At 44.9% G+C, this 16,899-nt stretch carries 13 protein-coding genes; 2 read left to right on the top strand and 11 right to left on the bottom strand.

Features of this window, described 5'->3' with window-relative positions:
* Positions 1 to 170: 170 nt before the first annotated feature.
* A complete protein-coding gene (gene purF / locus NCY57_RS04170) occupies positions 171 to 1,565 on the bottom strand; it encodes an amidophosphoribosyltransferase (RefSeq protein WP_015525743.1) in 1,395 nt (464 codons plus the stop codon).
* Positions 1,566 to 1,956: 391 nt separating this feature from the next.
* Here purF and NCY57_RS04165 point away from each other — a divergent pair, with 391 nt between their 5' ends.
* The gene (locus NCY57_RS04165; RefSeq protein WP_227588340.1) at positions 1,957 to 4,059 is read left to right on the top strand and encodes a glutamine synthetase III family protein; all 2,103 of its coding nucleotides are present in this window, start codon (positions 1,957 to 1,959) and stop codon (positions 4,057 to 4,059) included.
* Positions 4,060 to 4,351: 292 nt separating this feature from the next.
* Complete coding sequence (locus tag NCY57_RS04160; protein ID WP_173739920.1) at positions 4,352 to 6,076, top strand: ammonium transporter; 1,725 nt, start codon at positions 4,352 to 4,354, stop codon at positions 6,074 to 6,076.
* Positions 6,077 to 6,187: 111 nt separating this feature from the next.
* Here NCY57_RS04160 and NCY57_RS04155 read toward each other — a convergent pair whose 3' ends face one another.
* The 10 genes from NCY57_RS04155 to NCY57_RS04115 form a co-directional block, all read right to left on the bottom strand.
* Positions 6,188 to 6,838, bottom strand: a complete 651-nt coding sequence (locus tag NCY57_RS04155; RefSeq protein WP_022426741.1) for a trimeric intracellular cation channel family protein — start codon at positions 6,836 to 6,838, stop codon at positions 6,188 to 6,190.
* Between the two features lie 216 nt (positions 6,839 to 7,054).
* Positions 7,055 to 7,567 carry a transcription repressor NadR gene (locus tag NCY57_RS04150; protein WP_021651124.1) on the bottom strand — a complete coding sequence of 171 codons (513 nt, stop codon included), beginning with the start codon at positions 7,565 to 7,567 and terminating at the stop codon, positions 7,055 to 7,057.
* A 188-nt stretch (positions 7,568 to 7,755) separates the two neighbouring features.
* Entirely contained in the window at positions 7,756 to 8,610 is an 855-nt protein-coding gene (gene nadC / locus NCY57_RS04145) for a carboxylating nicotinate-nucleotide diphosphorylase (protein ID WP_227588339.1), read from the bottom strand.
* A gap of 101 nt (positions 8,611 to 8,711) precedes the next feature.
* Positions 8,712 to 9,971: an FAD-binding protein gene (locus NCY57_RS04140; protein ID WP_059086302.1), complete on the bottom strand. Its 1,260-nt coding sequence runs from the start codon at positions 9,969 to 9,971 to the stop codon at positions 8,712 to 8,714.
* 73 nt (positions 9,972 to 10,044) lie between these two features.
* On the bottom strand, positions 10,045 to 10,950 hold the full coding sequence (gene nadA, locus NCY57_RS04135; RefSeq protein WP_227588338.1) for a quinolinate synthase NadA: 906 nt from the start codon (positions 10,948 to 10,950) through the stop codon (positions 10,045 to 10,047).
* A 6-nt stretch (positions 10,951 to 10,956) separates the two neighbouring features.
* Positions 10,957 to 11,085: a hypothetical protein gene (locus NCY57_RS16780; protein ID WP_274603405.1), complete on the bottom strand. Its 129-nt coding sequence runs from the start codon at positions 11,083 to 11,085 to the stop codon at positions 10,957 to 10,959.
* Positions 11,086 to 11,460: 375 nt separating this feature from the next.
* The gene (locus NCY57_RS04130; protein WP_015525733.1) at positions 11,461 to 12,381 is read right to left on the bottom strand and encodes a sugar phosphate isomerase/epimerase family protein; all 921 of its coding nucleotides are present in this window, start codon (positions 12,379 to 12,381) and stop codon (positions 11,461 to 11,463) included.
* Positions 12,378 to 14,486 (bottom strand): cytidylate kinase family protein, encoded by a 2,109-nt coding sequence (locus NCY57_RS04125; protein WP_250789506.1) that lies wholly within the window; start codon positions 14,484 to 14,486, stop codon positions 12,378 to 12,380. The genes NCY57_RS04130 and NCY57_RS04125 overlap by 4 nt, the downstream gene beginning before the upstream one ends.
* Positions 14,487 to 14,531: 45 nt before the next feature.
* Complete coding sequence (locus tag NCY57_RS04120; protein ID WP_147603621.1) at positions 14,532 to 15,365, bottom strand: sugar phosphate isomerase/epimerase family protein; 834 nt, start codon at positions 15,363 to 15,365, stop codon at positions 14,532 to 14,534.
* 202 nt (positions 15,366 to 15,567) lie between these two features.
* On the bottom strand, positions 15,568 to 16,572 hold the full coding sequence (locus NCY57_RS04115; protein ID WP_173733615.1) for a Gfo/Idh/MocA family protein: 1,005 nt from the start codon (positions 16,570 to 16,572) through the stop codon (positions 15,568 to 15,570).
* Positions 16,573 to 16,899: the final 327 nt, after the last annotated feature.

Here is a 16,899-nt window from a genome sequence, read left to right as displayed (position 1 = left end):
GTTGTCAGATTTGTCAAGTTGATGTTTTTTATCGTTTTTAAGAGTCTTTCTATAAAAACCCGGATTTTATATGGCAAAATCCGGGTTTTTTATATATTTATTGTGCAGTTTTTACATTTTCGTTTTTCAATCCATTATTTTTTACTGTGAGATTAATTCCACATAGTTCATTAATCCTGTTTGATTTCTGCCGGTATTTCCATCGGATAATTGCCATCAAAACATGCTTTACACAGCGGAAGTCCACCTGCCATGCCTTCCAGATAATCGATCTGCATATAACCCAGGGAGTCTGCACCGATCATCTTACGGATTTCTTCCGTGCTGTGCTGTGCTGCGATGAGCTGGTCATTGGACGGCACATCGGTACCAAAATAACAGGGATGTAAAAATGGCGGGGAGCTGATACGTACATGGACTTCTTTTGCTCCTGCTTCTTTCAGCATGTGGATCAGATTGGCAATGGTAGTTCCTCGGACAATGGAATCATCCACCAGAACGATTCTCTTCCCCTTCACCACAGATTCCAGAACGCTCAGCTTCAGATGGACACTGGACTCTCTCTCCTGCTGTGTAGGCTTGATAAAAGTTCTTCCAATGTAACTGTTTTTATAGAACGCAAAGCCAAACGGGATTCCGGATTCCTCAGAATAGCCTTTTGCTGCCGGAAGTCCGGATTCCGGTACACCGGTTACCAGGTCCGCTTCCACCGGATAGGATTTTGCAAGAGATTTTCCTCCACGGATCCTTGCATCATAGATTTTCACGCCATCCATGGTGCTGTCCAGTCTTGCAAAATAAATATATTCAAAAACACAATGAGCATGCTTTTTCTTCTCAGTCAGTTTACTGGATTTCAGTCCGTTCTTGGTGATCGTGACGATCTCACCCGGTTCAATATCACGGATAAATTCCGCTCCTACAGATGTCAGCGCGCAGCTTTCAGATGCAAGGACATAGGCATTATCTCTTTTTCCAAGACAGAGGGGTTTCAGTCCGTAAGGATCACGGGCACCGATCAGCTTCCGGGGGCTCATGATCACAAGAGCATATCCTCCGCGGATCTTCTCTACGGTTTTATGTACTGCTTCCTCTACAGTGGCAGAATGCACACGTTCTCTTGCGATATGGAACGCGATAACCTCTGAGTCGGTAGTTGTATGGAAAATTGCGCCTGTCTGGATCAGCTCCCATTTCAGTGCTTCTGTATTAACCAGATTTCCGTTGTGCGCAAGTGCCAGACTTCCCTTGATATAAGAAAGTACCAGCGGCTGTGCATTCTCTGCGACAGATTCTCCGGTGGTGGAATAACGAACATGTCCGATTCCGATATCACCATTCATATTATGTACAACATCTTTTCGTAAAACTTCGCTTACCAGTCCGAGATCTTTATGGAACTGTACGTTTCCTCTTTCTCCGTCCGTCCTTGAAACGGCCATTCCGCAGGACTCCTGTCCCCTGTGCTGCAGCGAGGTAAGACCATAATAAATAGATGGTGCAATATTCCCTCCATCCAGATCATAAATCCCGAATACGCCACATTCTTCCTTTACTCCTGACATATTTCCCTCCATCTGTTCTTTCCGTATTGTACATCTTTGTCACTGGTCAAAAAGCTTCTTTTGCCTCGATCACTTATAGCGATCGCTGACTTTTCGACTGTATAACTACGATATCAGATTATAATAAAAGGACAAGATTTGTCAACCCTGCCTATTTTCCGACAGTCCGATCGCCCTGGTCAATTTTTTAGATTTTTTCAAAAAAGCTCTTGACAATATTTTATTTTGGTGTATACTGCAACACATAAAGCAAAGGCGCTTTGGATACGGCAGGTATCTGAAGCGCTTTTTTTGTTTTCCGGTCCGTTTATACCCGGTTCTTCCGGCAGCGGTCCTTATAAAATAATTAAAAATTATAATGAATGAGTGAAATCGAAAGGAGTGTACCTATATGGCACAGAGTATCCCTGAAATGTATGGCAGCCTTGTATTCAATGACAAAGTGATGCGAAGCAAACTGCCAAAGGACATGTACAAAGCATTAAAGAAAACAATTGAAAACGGAACTCATCTGGAACTGGACGTTGCAAATTCCGTAGCAGTTGCAATGAAAGAATGGGCTACTGAAAACGGTGCGACACATTACACACACTGGTTCCAGCCGATGACAAACGTAACTGCTGAGAAGCATGACAGCTTCATCTCCCCTACAGGTGACGGACAGGTGATCATGGATTTCTCCGGTAAAGAGCTGGTAAAAGGTGAGCCGGATGCATCCAGCTTCCCGTCAGGCGGACTTCGTGCTACTTTTGAAGCAAGAGGATATACAGCATGGGATCCTACTTCACCTGCATTCATTAAAGATAAAACTCTTTACATTCCTACTGCATTCTGCTCCTACAGCGGAGAGGCACTGGATAAGAAAACTCCTCTTCTTCGTTCCATGGATGTTCTGAACAAAGAAGCGGTTCGTATTCTTCACATCCTCGGAAACAAAGAGGTCCGTCACATCGACACAACCGTAGGACCTGAGCAGGAATATTTCCTGGTTGACAAGGATCTTTACAAAAAGAGAAAAGACCTGATCTTCTGCGGCCGTACTCTTCTGGGCGCTTCTGCACCAAAAGGACAGGAAATGGAAGATCATTACTTCGGAGCCCTGAAGCCTCGCGTTGCTGCTTACATGCATGATCTTGACGAAGAACTTTGGAAGCTTGGCATTCCAGCCAAAACAAAACATAACGAGGTTGCTCCTGCACAGCACGAGCTGGCTCCTGTATTTGATACCACAAATGTTGCTGTTGACCACAACCAGCTGACCATGGAGATCATGAAGAAGGTTGCCGACAAGCACAACATGGTCTGCCTCCTTCACGAGAAACCATTTGAGGGAATCAACGGAAGCGGTAAGCACAACAACTGGTCCATGAGCACAGACACAGGTGTAAACCTTCTTGATCCAGGAAAAACACCGGCAGAAAATACACAGTTCCTGGTATTCCTGGTAGCTGTCATCAAAGCCGTTGACGATTATGCTGATCTTCTCCGCGTATCCGTTGCAAGCGCCGGAAACGATCATCGTCTTGGAGCAAACGAGGCACCGCCTGCGATCGTATCCATCTTCCTTGGAGACGAGCTGACAGACGTACTGAAATCCATTGAAAATGATACCTTCTCCGACAACAAGCATGCAGTACAGATGGATATCGGAGCAAAGGTACTTCCGCACTTCATAAAGGATACCACAGACAGAAACCGTACTTCACCATTTGCATTTACCGGAAACAAATTTGAGTTCCGTATGCTTGGTTCTGCAGCATCTGTCGCAAACCCGAACATCGTACTGAATACCGCTGTTGCAGAGGTTCTTGCAGAATTCAGCGCAGCTCTTAAGGATGTTCCGGAAGAAGAAATGGAAAGCGCAGTACATGCACTTCTTAAGAAGACCATTGAAGAGCATAAACGCATCATCTTTAACGGAAACGGATATACAGACGAATGGGTTGAAGAAGCTGAGAAACGTGGTCTCTACAATCTGAAAACAACTCCGGATGCACTTCCGCATTTCATTGCTGAGAAGAACATTGCGCTGTTTACAAAGCATGGCATTTTTACAAAGGAAGAGCTTTTCTCCCGTTACGAGATCTGGCTTGAGAACTATTACAAGACCATCAACATCGAGTCCAACACTCTGGCTGAGATGATCCAGAAGCAGGTAATTCCTTCTGTATATACATATGTTGAAAAGCTTGCAGATACTGCAGCTGCAAAGAAATCCGTAGTAGCTGATATTTCTGTAGCAAGTGAAGCTGCTCTGATCTCCAAACTGAGTACACTTGCAGACACCATGGCAAAAGATCTGGAAACTCTGAAAGCAGATACAGCAAAAGCTCTTGCTTCTTCTGACGATGTACTTGCATGCTCCAAGGCTTATCAGGAAACTGTTCTGGAAGACATGGAAACTTTAAGAAAATCTGCAGATGAGGCAGAGGCTCTGATCCCGGATGAGTTACTTCCTTATCCGACCTACGACGAGCTGTTATTCTCCATCTGATCACGGATATCAGATAACAATTTCATACGGTAAATACAGGGGATATCCTTTATGAACTCTACTTCATAATTCATTATCGATTTCCTCATCCATTAATCACACGATACAGATATCCCCTGTTTTACATATACTGATTTTGATTTCGTAAAGGCGCGGAAGAGAATTTCCTCTCTCCTGCGCTTTTTCGTTATACTGATACTGGATAAATTCTGTCTGTTTTTTCTGTCCGGTATTACAAAAATTCTTTCTATACATAATAGGAAAGAAAAAAATTGGGAAAGGGAGTGTTACTATGTATTCTTCAGTAAACACAACTTGGGTCCTCGTCGGTGCAGCACTGGTCTTCTTCATGCAGGCTGGATTTGCAATGGTCGAAACAGGATTCACAAGAGCAAAAAACGCAGGAAATATCATCATGAAAAACCTGATGGACTTCTGTATCGGTACACCGGTCTTCTGGCTGGTTGGATTTGGCATCATGTTCGGTGCAGGAAACGGTTTCTTCGGCAAGATCGGCGGAATCGCCTCAGAGGCAAACTACGGAAACGCAATGCTTCCGGATGGAGTTCCTTTCTGGGCATTTCTCATCTTCCAGACTGTATTCTGTGCTACTTCTGCTACCATCGTGTCCGGTGCCATGGCAGAGCGTACTAAATTCATCTCCTACTGTATCTACAGTTTACTGATCAGTCTCGTTGTATATCCTGTATCCGGTCACTGGATCTGGGGCGGCGGCTTTATCAGCCAGATGGGATTTCATGATTTCGCAGGTTCCTGTGCCGTTCACATGGTTGGTGGTGTTGCTGCACTGATCGGTGCCATCATCCTCGGACCTCGTATCGGAAAATATTCTAAATCCGGTAAATCCAGAGCGATCCCGGGACATAACCTTACAGTTGGTGCACTTGGTGTATTCATTCTCTGGTTCTGCTGGTTCGGTTTCAACGGTGCATCTACTGTCAGCATGGAAGGCGATGCCATTGTAAGCGCCGGAAAGATCTTCGTAACAACAAACCTTGCAGCTGCTGTTGCTACTGTAACAGTTATGCTGATCACATGGATCCGCTACAAAAAACCGGATGTTTCCATGTCCCTGAACGGTTCTCTTGCAGGACTGGTAGCCATCACAGCAGGCTGCGATACCGTATCTCCTACATCTGCAGCTATCATCGGAATCCTCTCCGGATTCATTGTAGTATTTGGTATTGAATTTGTTGATAAAGTTCTCAAAATTGATGACCCGGTTGGTGCTGTTGGCGTTCACGGTCTTAACGGTGCTTTCGGAACTCTTGCTGTCGGTCTTTTCTCCGACGGTGCAGGTACCGAGTGGAAAGGTCTTCTCACAGGCGGTGGTTTCCATGGCTTCGGTGTTCAGTTTATTGGTATGGCTATCACCATCGCATGGGTTACTGTTACTATGACAATTATCTTCCAAGTGATCAAACACACCATCGGACTTCGTGTTTCCGCTGAGGAAGAGATCGCAGGTCTGGATATGAAAGAGCATGGCCTCGCAAGTGCATACGATGGATTCTTTGTACAGGATACCATGACAAAGGCTCCGACTCCAATGGGAACTTCCGTAAAAGCCCCTGTTGTAAAACATGCTCCTTCTGCTCCTGCTGAATCTGTTCCTGAAATTCCTGCAGACGGCGTACACAAACTGACAAAGGTTGTTATCATTACACGTCAGAACAAGCTGGATGAGTTTATGCAGGCTATGAACGAGATCGGCGTAACCGGTATCACTATCACAAACGTTATGGGCTGTGGTGTTCAGAAGGGTGCTCCAACCTACTATCGTGGTGTTGAGGTTGACATGAACCTCCGTCCGAAGGTTAAGATCGAGATCGTTGTAAGTCTTGTACCGGTTCAGAAGGTTATTGATACTGCAAAAGAAGTTCTTCATACCGGTCAGATCGGTGATGGTAAGGTCTTCGTTTACGATATCGAAAACGTTGTCAAGATCCGTACCGGCGAGGAAGGCTTCCTGGCTCTGCAGGATACAGACGCATGATTCTCTTATGAGAGGAACAGATAAAATCTTCTACACAATATAAACCAAATAAAAGCCAAAAAGCTCCGGAACATTATTCCTTAAATGTTCCGGAGCTTTTCATATCTTTTTTTATTCTCTTCTCAGTCTCGGCAGATTCCACCGGTAATGTGCCGCCAGGTACCGGATCAGGATCACTACTACCGTTCCGATCACCATGGCCGGCACTCCGCCCCACAGCCTGTATATCCAAACACAGGCAATGGCCCCTACAATAGACGCACAGGCATAAATATGGCGCACAAAAATATATGGCGGTACTCCTGCCATCATATCACGGATCAGGCCACCTCCAACTCCTGTGACAGTCCCAAGAAATACAAGAAAAAATGTTCTTTCCATATACCCCTGGGAAATCCCCTTATCAACCCCCATGACAGTAAACACACCAAGGCCAACCGTATCCATCACCAGCATCACCTTATCATAGACCAGCCGGTTCCCGCCTTCCAAAAGCTCCTGCTTCCAGTACATTACTGCAAATACAATACAGGACGTCACGGTTGCCACAATGGTATACAGCGGATCCTGAAACATTCCCGGCGGCACGATTCCCAGGATAATATCCCTGGTAGCTCCTCCGCCCACTGCAGTCACCACTCCAAGAACGCAGACCCCGAAAATATCCATTCCTCTCTGCGCCCCCACCATAGCTCCGGAAGCAGCAAACGCAATAGTTCCTGCCATCTCCAGCATAAATGTAAACATACTCTGATAATCCATTTCCCCCTCCATGCATATCAAGCCGTATTTTTTCTCACCCTCATATCTGCATCCTGTTTTCCCTGTCTGCACATTTCCACAAGGTGCACATTTCCGCAGGGTGCAAGAAGGAACCCTGCCATGCAGGATTCCTTCTCTTATCTTCGTGATCACTATATTTCATATTAACAGAATTTTCTCATTCTGTATATCTTTTCTTTTTATATCTGACTTCTGCTATTCTGCTTCGATCAGAAATCCTCGCCGTTTCAGCATATCCTGGATCATATCCAGGATTTCCTCGGATTCTGCTTCTACTTTATGATAATGATAATCCGATGTGATGTTCTTCAGAGGACTGGACTTGCCGCTTCGGATATCCTCCATAAAATTCTCAACCTGGCGCCTGGAGCTGATATTCAGTTCTGCCTCGATATGTCCGTAAACTCTGTGATTCACCATTACGTTGATCACTTTTCCGCCAAGATCCACAATCCCGCAGAGCTCGTTTTCCAGATCCGCATCTGTATGATGCACCTTGAATATCCGGCTCACAGTATGGGGAGCAGTAAAAATATATCCTCTATTGGTGGAGATCACGTCATTCCCCTCCGCGCGTATCAGCGCAATATCCTGCACGATCACCTGTCTGCTGACCTGAAATGTTCTGGCCAGAGCACTTCCTGAGACCGGCCGTTCACTGTTTTTAATTTGATCCATGATCGCTGTCCTGCGTTCTGAACCAGTCATTTAAGTTCCCCTTTCCTGGCTGTGCCTGTACTTTTTATTCCGATACCGCTCTCCTTCATTCTCGCGATCTCTCCAACCCGGCCCGACATCACCTGCTATGCCTCTGCTTCCGGCAATTCACGCTTCTTTTCTGATATTCGGGGTATTTCCTGTCACAGCACTCGGTATTCTGTAAAATCCTGCATTTTTCAGGAAAGCGGATGAAGATTCTTAAGCGAAATATCAAGGATCGGTGCAGAATGCGTTAATGCACCACTTGATACATAGTCTACACCAACATCCCTGATCTTTGCAATGTTTTCTTTTGTAACATTTCCGGAACATTCAGTTTTTGCTCTTCCATCGATCAGCTGCACCGCCTCTTTCATCATCTCCGGAGTCATGTTATCAAGCATGATGATATCTGCGCCGGCCTCAACAGCTTCTTTTACCTGATCAAGAGTTTCTACCTCAACTTCGATCTTGCGGACAAAAGGAGCGTACTCCTGCGCCATTTTTACAGCATTCGCAACGCTTCCTGCTGCTCCGATGTGATTGTCTTTCAAAAGAACTCCATCTGAAAGATTATATCTGTGGTTCTGTCCGCCGCCTACACGAACAGCATATTTCTCAAAAATACGCATATTCGGCGTTGTTTTTCTGGTATCCAGCAATGTGATCCCTGTTCCTTCAAGAAGTGACGCAACCGAATGTGTATAGGTTGCGATCCCGCTCATTCTCTGAAGATAATTCAGTGCCACACGCTCGCCGGAAAGAAGCACCCGGATATCTCCTGTAACTTTTCCCATTTTCTGACCTTTTTTTACTTCATCGCCGTCCTTGCAGAACAGCTCCACTTTTGTGTCAGCATCCAGAAGCGTAAATACACGGCTGAAGATTTCCAATCCCGCAATGATTCCATCCTCTTTACAAATCAGATCTACCTCTCCCGGAACTGTTTCTTTCATAACAGAGTTTGTGGTAACGTCTTCGCTTGAAATATCTTCCTTTAAAGCCTCCAGGATCAGGTGATCTACCTGAAGTGTCATTGTGATCTTATTCATTTTACAATACCTGCTCTTTCTTAATTATCACAGCAGCCCTGTTCTCCAAAGCAAGGCTGCTCCTGTCTTTCATAATACGGATATTTATATTCCGGCTGCATTCACGCCGCACCTGCAGCACTTTTCTTTTCTGCTGAGATTGCTTTGGCTGCACGTTTTGCAAATACAAGGCTCTCCAGCAGGGAATTACTTGCCAGTCTGTTCGCGCCATGTACACCGTTGCAGCTGGTTTCTCCCACTGCATAAAGCTGGTCCATGCTGGTCTTGCTGTCAGAATCCACCCAGATACCGCCCATGAAATAATGCTGAGCAGGAACAACAGGGATGCATTCTTTTGTCACATCATAGCCTTCTTCCAGGCATCTCTGATAAATATTCGGAAAATGATTCAGGATCGTATCTTTATCAATATTTTCCATGGAAAGCCATACATGATCTGTTCCTTCTTTTTTCATTTCTTCCCGGATCGCATTTGTTACTACATCTCTTGGAAGAAGTTCATTGACAAAACGCTCTTTCTTGCTGTTATAAAGTACTGCGCCTTCTCCGCGGACCGATTCTGAGATCAGGAATCTGCGGCCCGGTTTCTTGGAATACAGCGTTGTCGGATGGATCTGCACATAATCCAGATGTTCCAGACGCACATTGTGTTTTTTTGCAATATCAAGAGCATCCCCTGTAAGATGCGGATAGTTGGTGGAATGCGCATATCTTCCTCCGATCCCGCCGCTGGCCAGGATCGTATCCTGTGCATAAATCTCTACCGGGATCTCTCCGCCAGGCTGGATCTCTTCCTGGCTTTTCACTGCTTTTCCGGCTTCCATAGCTTCAAGACGTGCCCTGTTCGCTTCTGCGGAAACTGCCTTCAGACCTGTACATTTGCCATTTTCCACAAGAATATCCTGCATGGTAGTATATTCCAGAATTGTTACATTTTCAAGCTTCAGAACCTGCTGGAGCAGTTTTTCGGAAATTTCTTTTCCTGTGATATCCTCATGATAAAGGATCCTCGGTCTGGAATGTGCACCTTCTCTTGTATAAGCAAAATCATCTCCATCCATCTTGAAATCCACACCATATCCGACAAGGTCATTAATGATGTCTCTGGAGCCTCGGATCATAATGTCTACCGACTCTTTTCTGTTTTCGTAATGTCCTGCCTTCATGGTGTCTTCAAAATAGCTGTCGTAATCGTTTTCATCACGAAGCACACAGATCCCGCCCTGCGCCAGGAAAGAATCACTACTCCTCATATCCTCTTTTGTGATGATCACGATCTTTTTGTCCCGCGGAAGCTTCAAGGCACTGAACATACCTGCAACACCTGTTCCCACGATCACTACGTCTGTTTTAATTCTCATTGCTTTTCGCCTCTCTGTCTTGATTTCTCTTTTCAGCCAACTCAGACAAATCTTTTATACAAATGTGTTTTATTTATTTTGCCAGTTCCAGCATCCGCTCCAGCGGTCTCTTCGCGTTTTCACGTGTCTCATCTGTTACATGAACCTCATTCTCCCCGGTTTTCAGAACGTGGAGAACTTTTTCCAGAAATACTTTTTTCATGTTTTTGCAGACCGGTACGGTTTCTGTGAAGTAGAATTTTTTATCCGGGCATGTAGTTTCCAGCTTGTACTGAACGCCACATTCTGTGCAGATGATAAACTCTTTATTGTCACTTTCCTGTGCATATTTAATGATTCCGGATGTGCTTCCGATGTAATCAGCCTGTTTCAGAACTGTCTGAGGACATTCCGGATGTGCCAGAACCAGTGCATCCGGGTGCGCTTCTTTTGCTGCTTTTACTTCTTCCGGATCCATAAATTCATGGACAATACAGAAACCTTCGTTGTAAATAAAGTTCTTCTCAGGAACCTGTTTTGCAATAAAATGTGCAAGATTTCTGTCCGGGATAAAAAAGATGTTTTTGTTCGGAAGCGCTTTTACGATCTTTACTGCATTTGCGGAAGTAACACATACATCAGAAAGCTCCTTCAATGCTGCTGTGGAATTAATGTAACAGACAACTGCCACATCGTCATATTCCTCTCGCACCTTGCGGATGCCTTCTTCTGTTGCCATATGAGCCATCGGACAGTCTGCATCCATGGCAGGCATCAGAACAGTTTTATCCGGACTTAAGATCTTGGCGCTCTCTCCCATAAATCCTACTCCACAGAACACGATCGTCTTCTCTTTCGCGCTGGCTGCGATCTTGCTGAGATAAAAGGAATCTCCTATATAGTCAGCTACATCCTGCACTTCAGGACGCACGTAGTAGTGTGCAAGGATGATGGCATCTTTTTCTTTTTTTAATTTCTGGATTTCTTCTGCAACTGTCATTATCTTTCACCTTTCCTGCAGGATTTCTTTTTTGAATTCCTGCTTTTGCTTTCTAGTACAGCGAATATTAAGTAACCGCCATATTGACTTGTCTGATTTTTCATCTGCTGCGTTGTCGTCAATCGTTGTAGCCACCGCTACGCCTCATTCCTCCGCCTTGCAGATGAAGAAATCATCCTGCGTCAATATAGCAGAAACTTAATTTTCACTGTACTAGTCTTTATTATGCAGATGCTTCTGATCTGCTTTTTTTATTATCATGTAACTTTTTTCAAAACATCTTACACATAATACCACAGTCCTTTACATGTGACAAGACAGTTGTTTGATATATGTAAAGTTTTTTTGTAAAGAAAGACATCAAAAAACACGGTTTCCACAATGAAACTTTCATCCTGGAAACCGTGTTTCTGCACGCATTCGTTATTTTATCAGTCTTATTCACCGTTCTGCGTACTATCAGCTGCTCATTTATTGCAGTTTTCTTTCTGATCTGCCGCGATCACCCGATCATTTCCCCAGCAGTTCTCTCTCAATCCGCTCTCTTGCTTCCGGTGCCTGCTTATCCATCTTTTCCGGAAAACCAAACATGGAAACGCAGGCAATGTTATCGCCGCCGGCTTTCGGTGCATCCGGTTTCAGCTGCTTGCTGGCAAAATCCATTTCTCTCAATGTTTCAAAAATACCATCAAAATCCACATCACCCTCACCCATTGCAAGATGCTGATGCACCGTCACATCCGCTTTTCCACGGCCATTCAGCCACGGCGGATTTAAAATGTATCTGCAGTCCATGGTCTGGTTAAAGGTATCCGCAAAAAGTACATGGGTCAGTTCATCTCCCGCATATTTCAGCATGGACCGCACATCTCCTTTGCCCTCATCGTAGAAGAAGCCGTGAGGAGAAGAATACACATAACCAAGATTTGGAGAACGGAAGGATTTCACCATATCACAGGTCTCATTATTCAGCTCACAGAAATCATAAGGATGAGACTGGATCTCCACACGGATACCCTCACGCTCGATCAGCGGAAGCAATTCCTCCATGGATCTAAACCACATTCCATTGCAGATCTCCTGCTGGTTCGGATCACCCGAAAGCTCTGTATTGATAACCTTCACTCCCATATCTCCGGCGATCTGGATCATCCGTTTCCAGTTTGCAACTGCAAACTGTCTCTGTTCCTCCGTCGGACCAGACCAGCGATACACCACGATAAAGGACGAAATCTCAACGCCAGTCTCTTTAAGAGCCTGTCTGTATTCCTGTTCACATTCTTTTGAAAACAACGGATGCTTATAGAACGGATTGATTCTCGGATGCGGAGACTGTTCAATATATTTATATCCCCAGTCCGCCACCTGATGGACCATACGGTTGATATCCATCTGTTTCGCAAGAACATCTACGTCAAATGCAATCTTCATGATGCATTCCCTCCTTTTTCCTCTTCTTTATTCCGGATATAATCCAGGATCAGGCTGGCCGCTCCGGCTACACCTGTTTTGGATACATTGATCACCATATCGTAATAATGGGGATCGTCTCTGCGGATTCCGGTAAACTTCTCATAATATTCATTTCGGATCTGATCACGTTTCTTCAGTTCTCCAAGAGACTGGCCTTTATAATATTCCTGGCCCTCTTTTTCCCGGTAAGCATCATCTGCATAAACGAAAAAGCTGTATGTATGCGGCTCTCCACGAAGCACATAGTTGGCACATCTTCCCAGGAATACACCTGGTCTTCTCTCAGAAAGCTCACGGATGATCCGGCTCTGCGCCTCAAACATCTGAACACCTGTATAATCTGCTGCCGCACCTGCCGATGAATGTCCATACGGGGAAAATGTAAGCTCAGAATCCTCATAATTGTAGGAATCCAGATACTGCCTTACACTTTCCAGATCTGCTTTTTCCATACCGAACTTTTCTGCCATAAGACAGATGATCTGGCGATCATAAACCTTGCAGTCCAGTGCTTTTGCAACATCCTCGGCAATCTTTCTTCCACTGCTGCCATACAGTCTTCCAATTGCCACGTTGATCCGGTTACCGGAAGCTTCCGGTAACGGCATGGACTGAATCTCGCCCGGCACAGAGACGCTTTCCTCTCCCGATTCTCGCTGGATCAGTTCACGCATCATTTTGTCATAAACTTTGTCCAGCTGATAGCATACTGCGATCACAAACATCACTACCCAGATTGCTATCGGAACATACAGATAAAATCCCTTGATCACGCGGATTGCCTCTGCAGACTGCTCTGCCGCTGTCGCCTTTGTTCCGTCAAAGTATGCCGCCGAAAGAATTCCTCCCATAATAGCAGAAGTCAGTCCGGAACCGGCTTTCTGACCCATGCTCATAGATGAGAACATCAGACCCTCCACACGCTTACCTGTTTTCCACTGGCCATACTCAATCGCATCGCTTGGAAGAGAATACTGCACACCATAGAATGGGGCGATTCCGATACCTCTCATGATACAGGTTACAACACCAAGCGAAACACTGGTAATATTCATCAGGAACAGAAGCTGTCCTGCAACGCCCAGGATGCAGCCGACACAGATGAGATTTCTTTTTCCATAGCGGGGAAGCACCTTCGGCAGAAGGGCAATTCCTGCCACAGTTGCCAGTTTCTCAGCTGCGGAAAGAGGCATGACGAGGTCTACATTTCCGAGTACATACTGGCAGTAATAGGTAAGGTCCGTTCCGATAATGATCTGATATGCGGTATAAAAGATCATCAGCCCCAGAGCGATAAGGAAATACCGGTTGGTAACGGTTGCTTTAAATGCTTCCACAAAAGGAATATCTTCCTTTTCCTGTTTTGCTGCAGAAACACGCTCTGTACAGACCATATAAGTATTCACAAGTACACCGACAGAAATGATCGCATAGCCGGCAGTTACTAGGATCCAGGCCATCTGCTGATTGCCGGTAATATTCGCTACGATATTGATCAGCGGCAGTGTGAACGCAGTAATGATCATACTTGCTGTGATCGACAATACCATGCGGATGTTACAGATCACATCACGTTCACGACGGTCACGGCTCATCAGAGATCCCAGTGCATGGAATGGCTGGCTGATAGCAGTGTATACAACCGTATTCATGATATTATAGGTAACAAAAGCATAGATGATCTTTCCCATATTTCCCATTGGCGGCATGGTGAACAAAAGCACCGCTGCCAGCGCATAAGGAACCGCAAGTCTTAAGATCCAGATCCTGGCTTTTCCATACTTGGAATGAGTCCGGTCGATAATAGTTCCCATCAGCACATCGGAAAAGCCATCAAAAACACGGGACAAAAGCATGATCATTCCTACCGCACCTGCTGATATTCCAACAACGTTGGTATAAAAATAGATCAGCAGAGTTGTAGTCATGGTATACATCAAGGTCAGTGCCGGATCACCAAAACAGTATGCCAGCTTTTCCGACAGCGGAACCTTGATGAATTCATTCAAGTCTTTCCCCTTCTGCTTGTAATTCAACAATTCAGGGATTCCCTTACCAGCCATAGTATCTACCTCCTATCGGTTTAAGGTCGGACCTTTCTGAATGAATTATCCGAAATATTTCTGCACAAAGTCTCTGGTAACTTCCGCAGCCTTTTTCACGTTGTCCTCATGGCTCATTGCATAGTATTCCGGACGGAACTCTTCGATGGTGCAAACGCCATCAAAACCGATCTCCTTCAGTGCAGCTGCGATTCCTGCATGATCTACAACACCCTCACCCGGCCACAGTCTCTTGTCGTCTCCGCAGGAGCCAAGCGGAAGATCCTCACAATCATTTAAATGGTATGCAAAAATCTTCTTGCCATCAGCAGCTCTCAGGTCCTCAAGGCGGGAGCACATCTCATGGAAATGGAAGGTATCCACGGTAACGCCTACATTATCTCTGTCTACTGCTTTTACCACATCATAGGCTGTTCCAAACTGATTGATGGAGCAGTTCGGTGCACCACAGAACTCCAAGGAGATCTTCATATCCGCGCCAACCTTATCGGAAAGATAACGAAGACGTGCAACTGCTTCTTCTTTGATCTCACTGACAGATTTGTCTTTTACATCAAAGCTTGGAACGGTGATCAGCATTTTCATTCCGATTGCTTTGGAAACCTTCAGGATAAAATCAACTTCTTCGTCAATCTCTTTTTCCCCTGCCTCATCTCTCTGGTTAAAGAAGATCAGAGTGTTGTATGCCCATGGTTTCAGATGATGATTCTTAAACCAGTCTGCAAGTTCTTCCAGTGTATGCTCTTTGAGATAGTCCTTTATGCAGTCAAAGCGGATCTCAATATAATCAAAACCATATTTCTCGCACATCTCCAGGTCTGCCATAAGAGACTGTCCTTTGCATTCCAGTGCAGTTGCTTCATTAAATCCTAATTTCATCTTCAATACCCTCCATATGTTTTTACTTTTCAGCCAATTTTTCCGGTTAATCTCACCGGCAGGTTTTCCACTGCAGTTTCAACAAAGCCGAAGCGGAATCGGATCCTGCCGGTAACTGCCGCCGCAGACGCATTGGGGAAGTCTGTAGCAATAAGTTGGTATGATAACTCACACTTGATGAGGTGGAGCTCGTAAAATATATTTATTTATAAAATTCCGGCTTCTCAACTGCTGAAACGATCTTCTCGATCTGTCCGGTTTCCTGCGCTTTTACAAGAGCATCTGCTGTGATCGCTGCCAGGTATCCATCCCATGCATTCGGTCCTGTGATCACTCCTGCCTCTGCGTTATCAACCCAGTCCTGAACCTCTTTATCATAAGCGTCTTTAAATCTTACGAAGCAGTCTGTGTCAATAGCAGTGGACACTGCCGCATTCTTGCGGATAGACGGATAAGCCGGCTGTGCCATTTTCAGTGCACCGTCCTCACATACAACTTCACAGTTGATGTCATATCCAAACTTGCAGTTTACAAATACTTCTACATTAATGCATACACCTTTTTTAGTACGGAGCATCATGATCTGCGGATCCTTCAGCTCAGAGTGGGAATATTTCGTCACTTTTGGCATTACTACCTGTGCTGATTCATACTCATCATCTACAAGCCAGTGAAGGACATCGATCTCATGGATTGCGGTATCGTGCACAGCCATTGGTGTATTGTAATTGGTACCTACCTCCGGATTTCTGTGTGTACAGTGAAGGATCAGCGGCTCGCCGTATTCTCCGGTTGCAAGTGCTTCCTTGATCTGCTGATATCCCTTGTCATAGCGTCTCATAAATCCAAGCTGGATGAGATGTTTGCCGGCTGCCTCCTCTGCCTTTACTACTTTCAGGCAGTCCTCAGCAGTTGTACATAATGGTTTCTCACAGAAAATCCTCTTGCCGGCCTCGATCGCCTGAAGAAGAGAATCTACATGTGCGAAGCCCGGAGATACGATAAATACTGCATCTACGTTCTCTGCATTGATGAGCTCCTTACTGTCTGCATAGACTTTTGCTCCGCAGATCTCGGCTGCTTTCCTGGCACTTTCCTCAAATACATCGGAAACAGCTACTACTTCTGCTCCCTGGATCTTCTCTGTCAGTCTTCTGATATGATCTCTTCCCATTCCGCCGCATCCGATAACTCCTACTCTTAACATTTTAAATTCCTCCGTTCATTTTTTATTGTTTTCTGTTTTTGTGTTCTTTTTGATGATGTTATATTATCATTTTGTGCACGTGAACGCAATGTCTTTTTTGTACAAATTTTCCATTTTGTTTTTATGCGATTTTCACTATTTGTTACTTCATTCACATATTTTGTTTGTTTTACAGTATTTTTTCGGCATTCACTCACATTTTCGCATCTATAAAATGACTTACTATGCTTATTTTGAACGTTGATCATATAGTGTTTTATTATGTGCACCAGAACGCAGTATTTCATTTCCCTTATACCCTAGTAGAGTTTATGTAGAATATTATTG

Origin of the sequence: Blautia sp. MB18-30 (assembly GCF_023669475.1) — a bacterium.
GTDB classification, from domain to species: Bacteria; Bacillota; Clostridia; order Lachnospirales; family Lachnospiraceae; genus Blautia_A; species Blautia_A fusiformis.
The sequence above is the reverse complement of the archived record's forward strand: the minus strand, read 5'-3'. Positions and strand labels throughout refer to the sequence as shown.

Coding starts and splice junctions, on each gene's coding strand:
- purF (WP_015525743.1), bottom strand. CDS start 1,565: ATGTCAGGAGTAAAGGAAGAATGTGGCGTATTCGGGATTTATGATCTG.
- NCY57_RS04130 (WP_015525733.1), bottom strand. CDS start 12,381: ATGAAGATTGCATTTGACGTAGATGTTCTTGCGAAACAGATGGATATC.
- NCY57_RS04150 (WP_021651124.1), bottom strand. CDS start 7,567: ATGACTGGTTCAGAACGCAGGACAGCGATCATGGATCAAATTAAAAAC.
- NCY57_RS04165 (WP_227588340.1), top strand. CDS start 1,957: ATGGCACAGAGTATCCCTGAAATGTATGGCAGCCTTGTATTCAATGAC.
- NCY57_RS04160 (WP_173739920.1), top strand. CDS start 4,352: ATGTATTCTTCAGTAAACACAACTTGGGTCCTCGTCGGTGCAGCACTG.
- NCY57_RS04125 (WP_250789506.1), bottom strand. CDS start 14,486: ATGGCTGGTAAGGGAATCCCTGAATTGTTGAATTACAAGCAGAAGGGG.
- NCY57_RS04120 (WP_147603621.1), bottom strand. CDS start 15,365: ATGAAATTAGGATTTAATGAAGCAACTGCACTGGAATGCAAAGGACAG.
- NCY57_RS04140 (WP_059086302.1), bottom strand. CDS start 9,971: ATGAGAATTAAAACAGACGTAGTGATCGTGGGAACAGGTGTTGCAGGT.
- NCY57_RS04115 (WP_173733615.1), bottom strand. CDS start 16,572: ATGTTAAGAGTAGGAGTTATCGGATGCGGCGGAATGGGAAGAGATCAT.
- NCY57_RS04155 (WP_022426741.1), bottom strand. CDS start 6,838: ATGGATTATCAGAGTATGTTTACATTTATGCTGGAGATGGCAGGAACT.
- nadC (WP_227588339.1), bottom strand. CDS start 8,610: ATGAATAAGATCACAATGACACTTCAGGTAGATCACCTGATCCTGGAG.
- nadA (WP_227588338.1), bottom strand. CDS start 10,950: ATGACAGTTGCAGAAGAAATCCAGAAATTAAAAAAAGAAAAAGATGCC.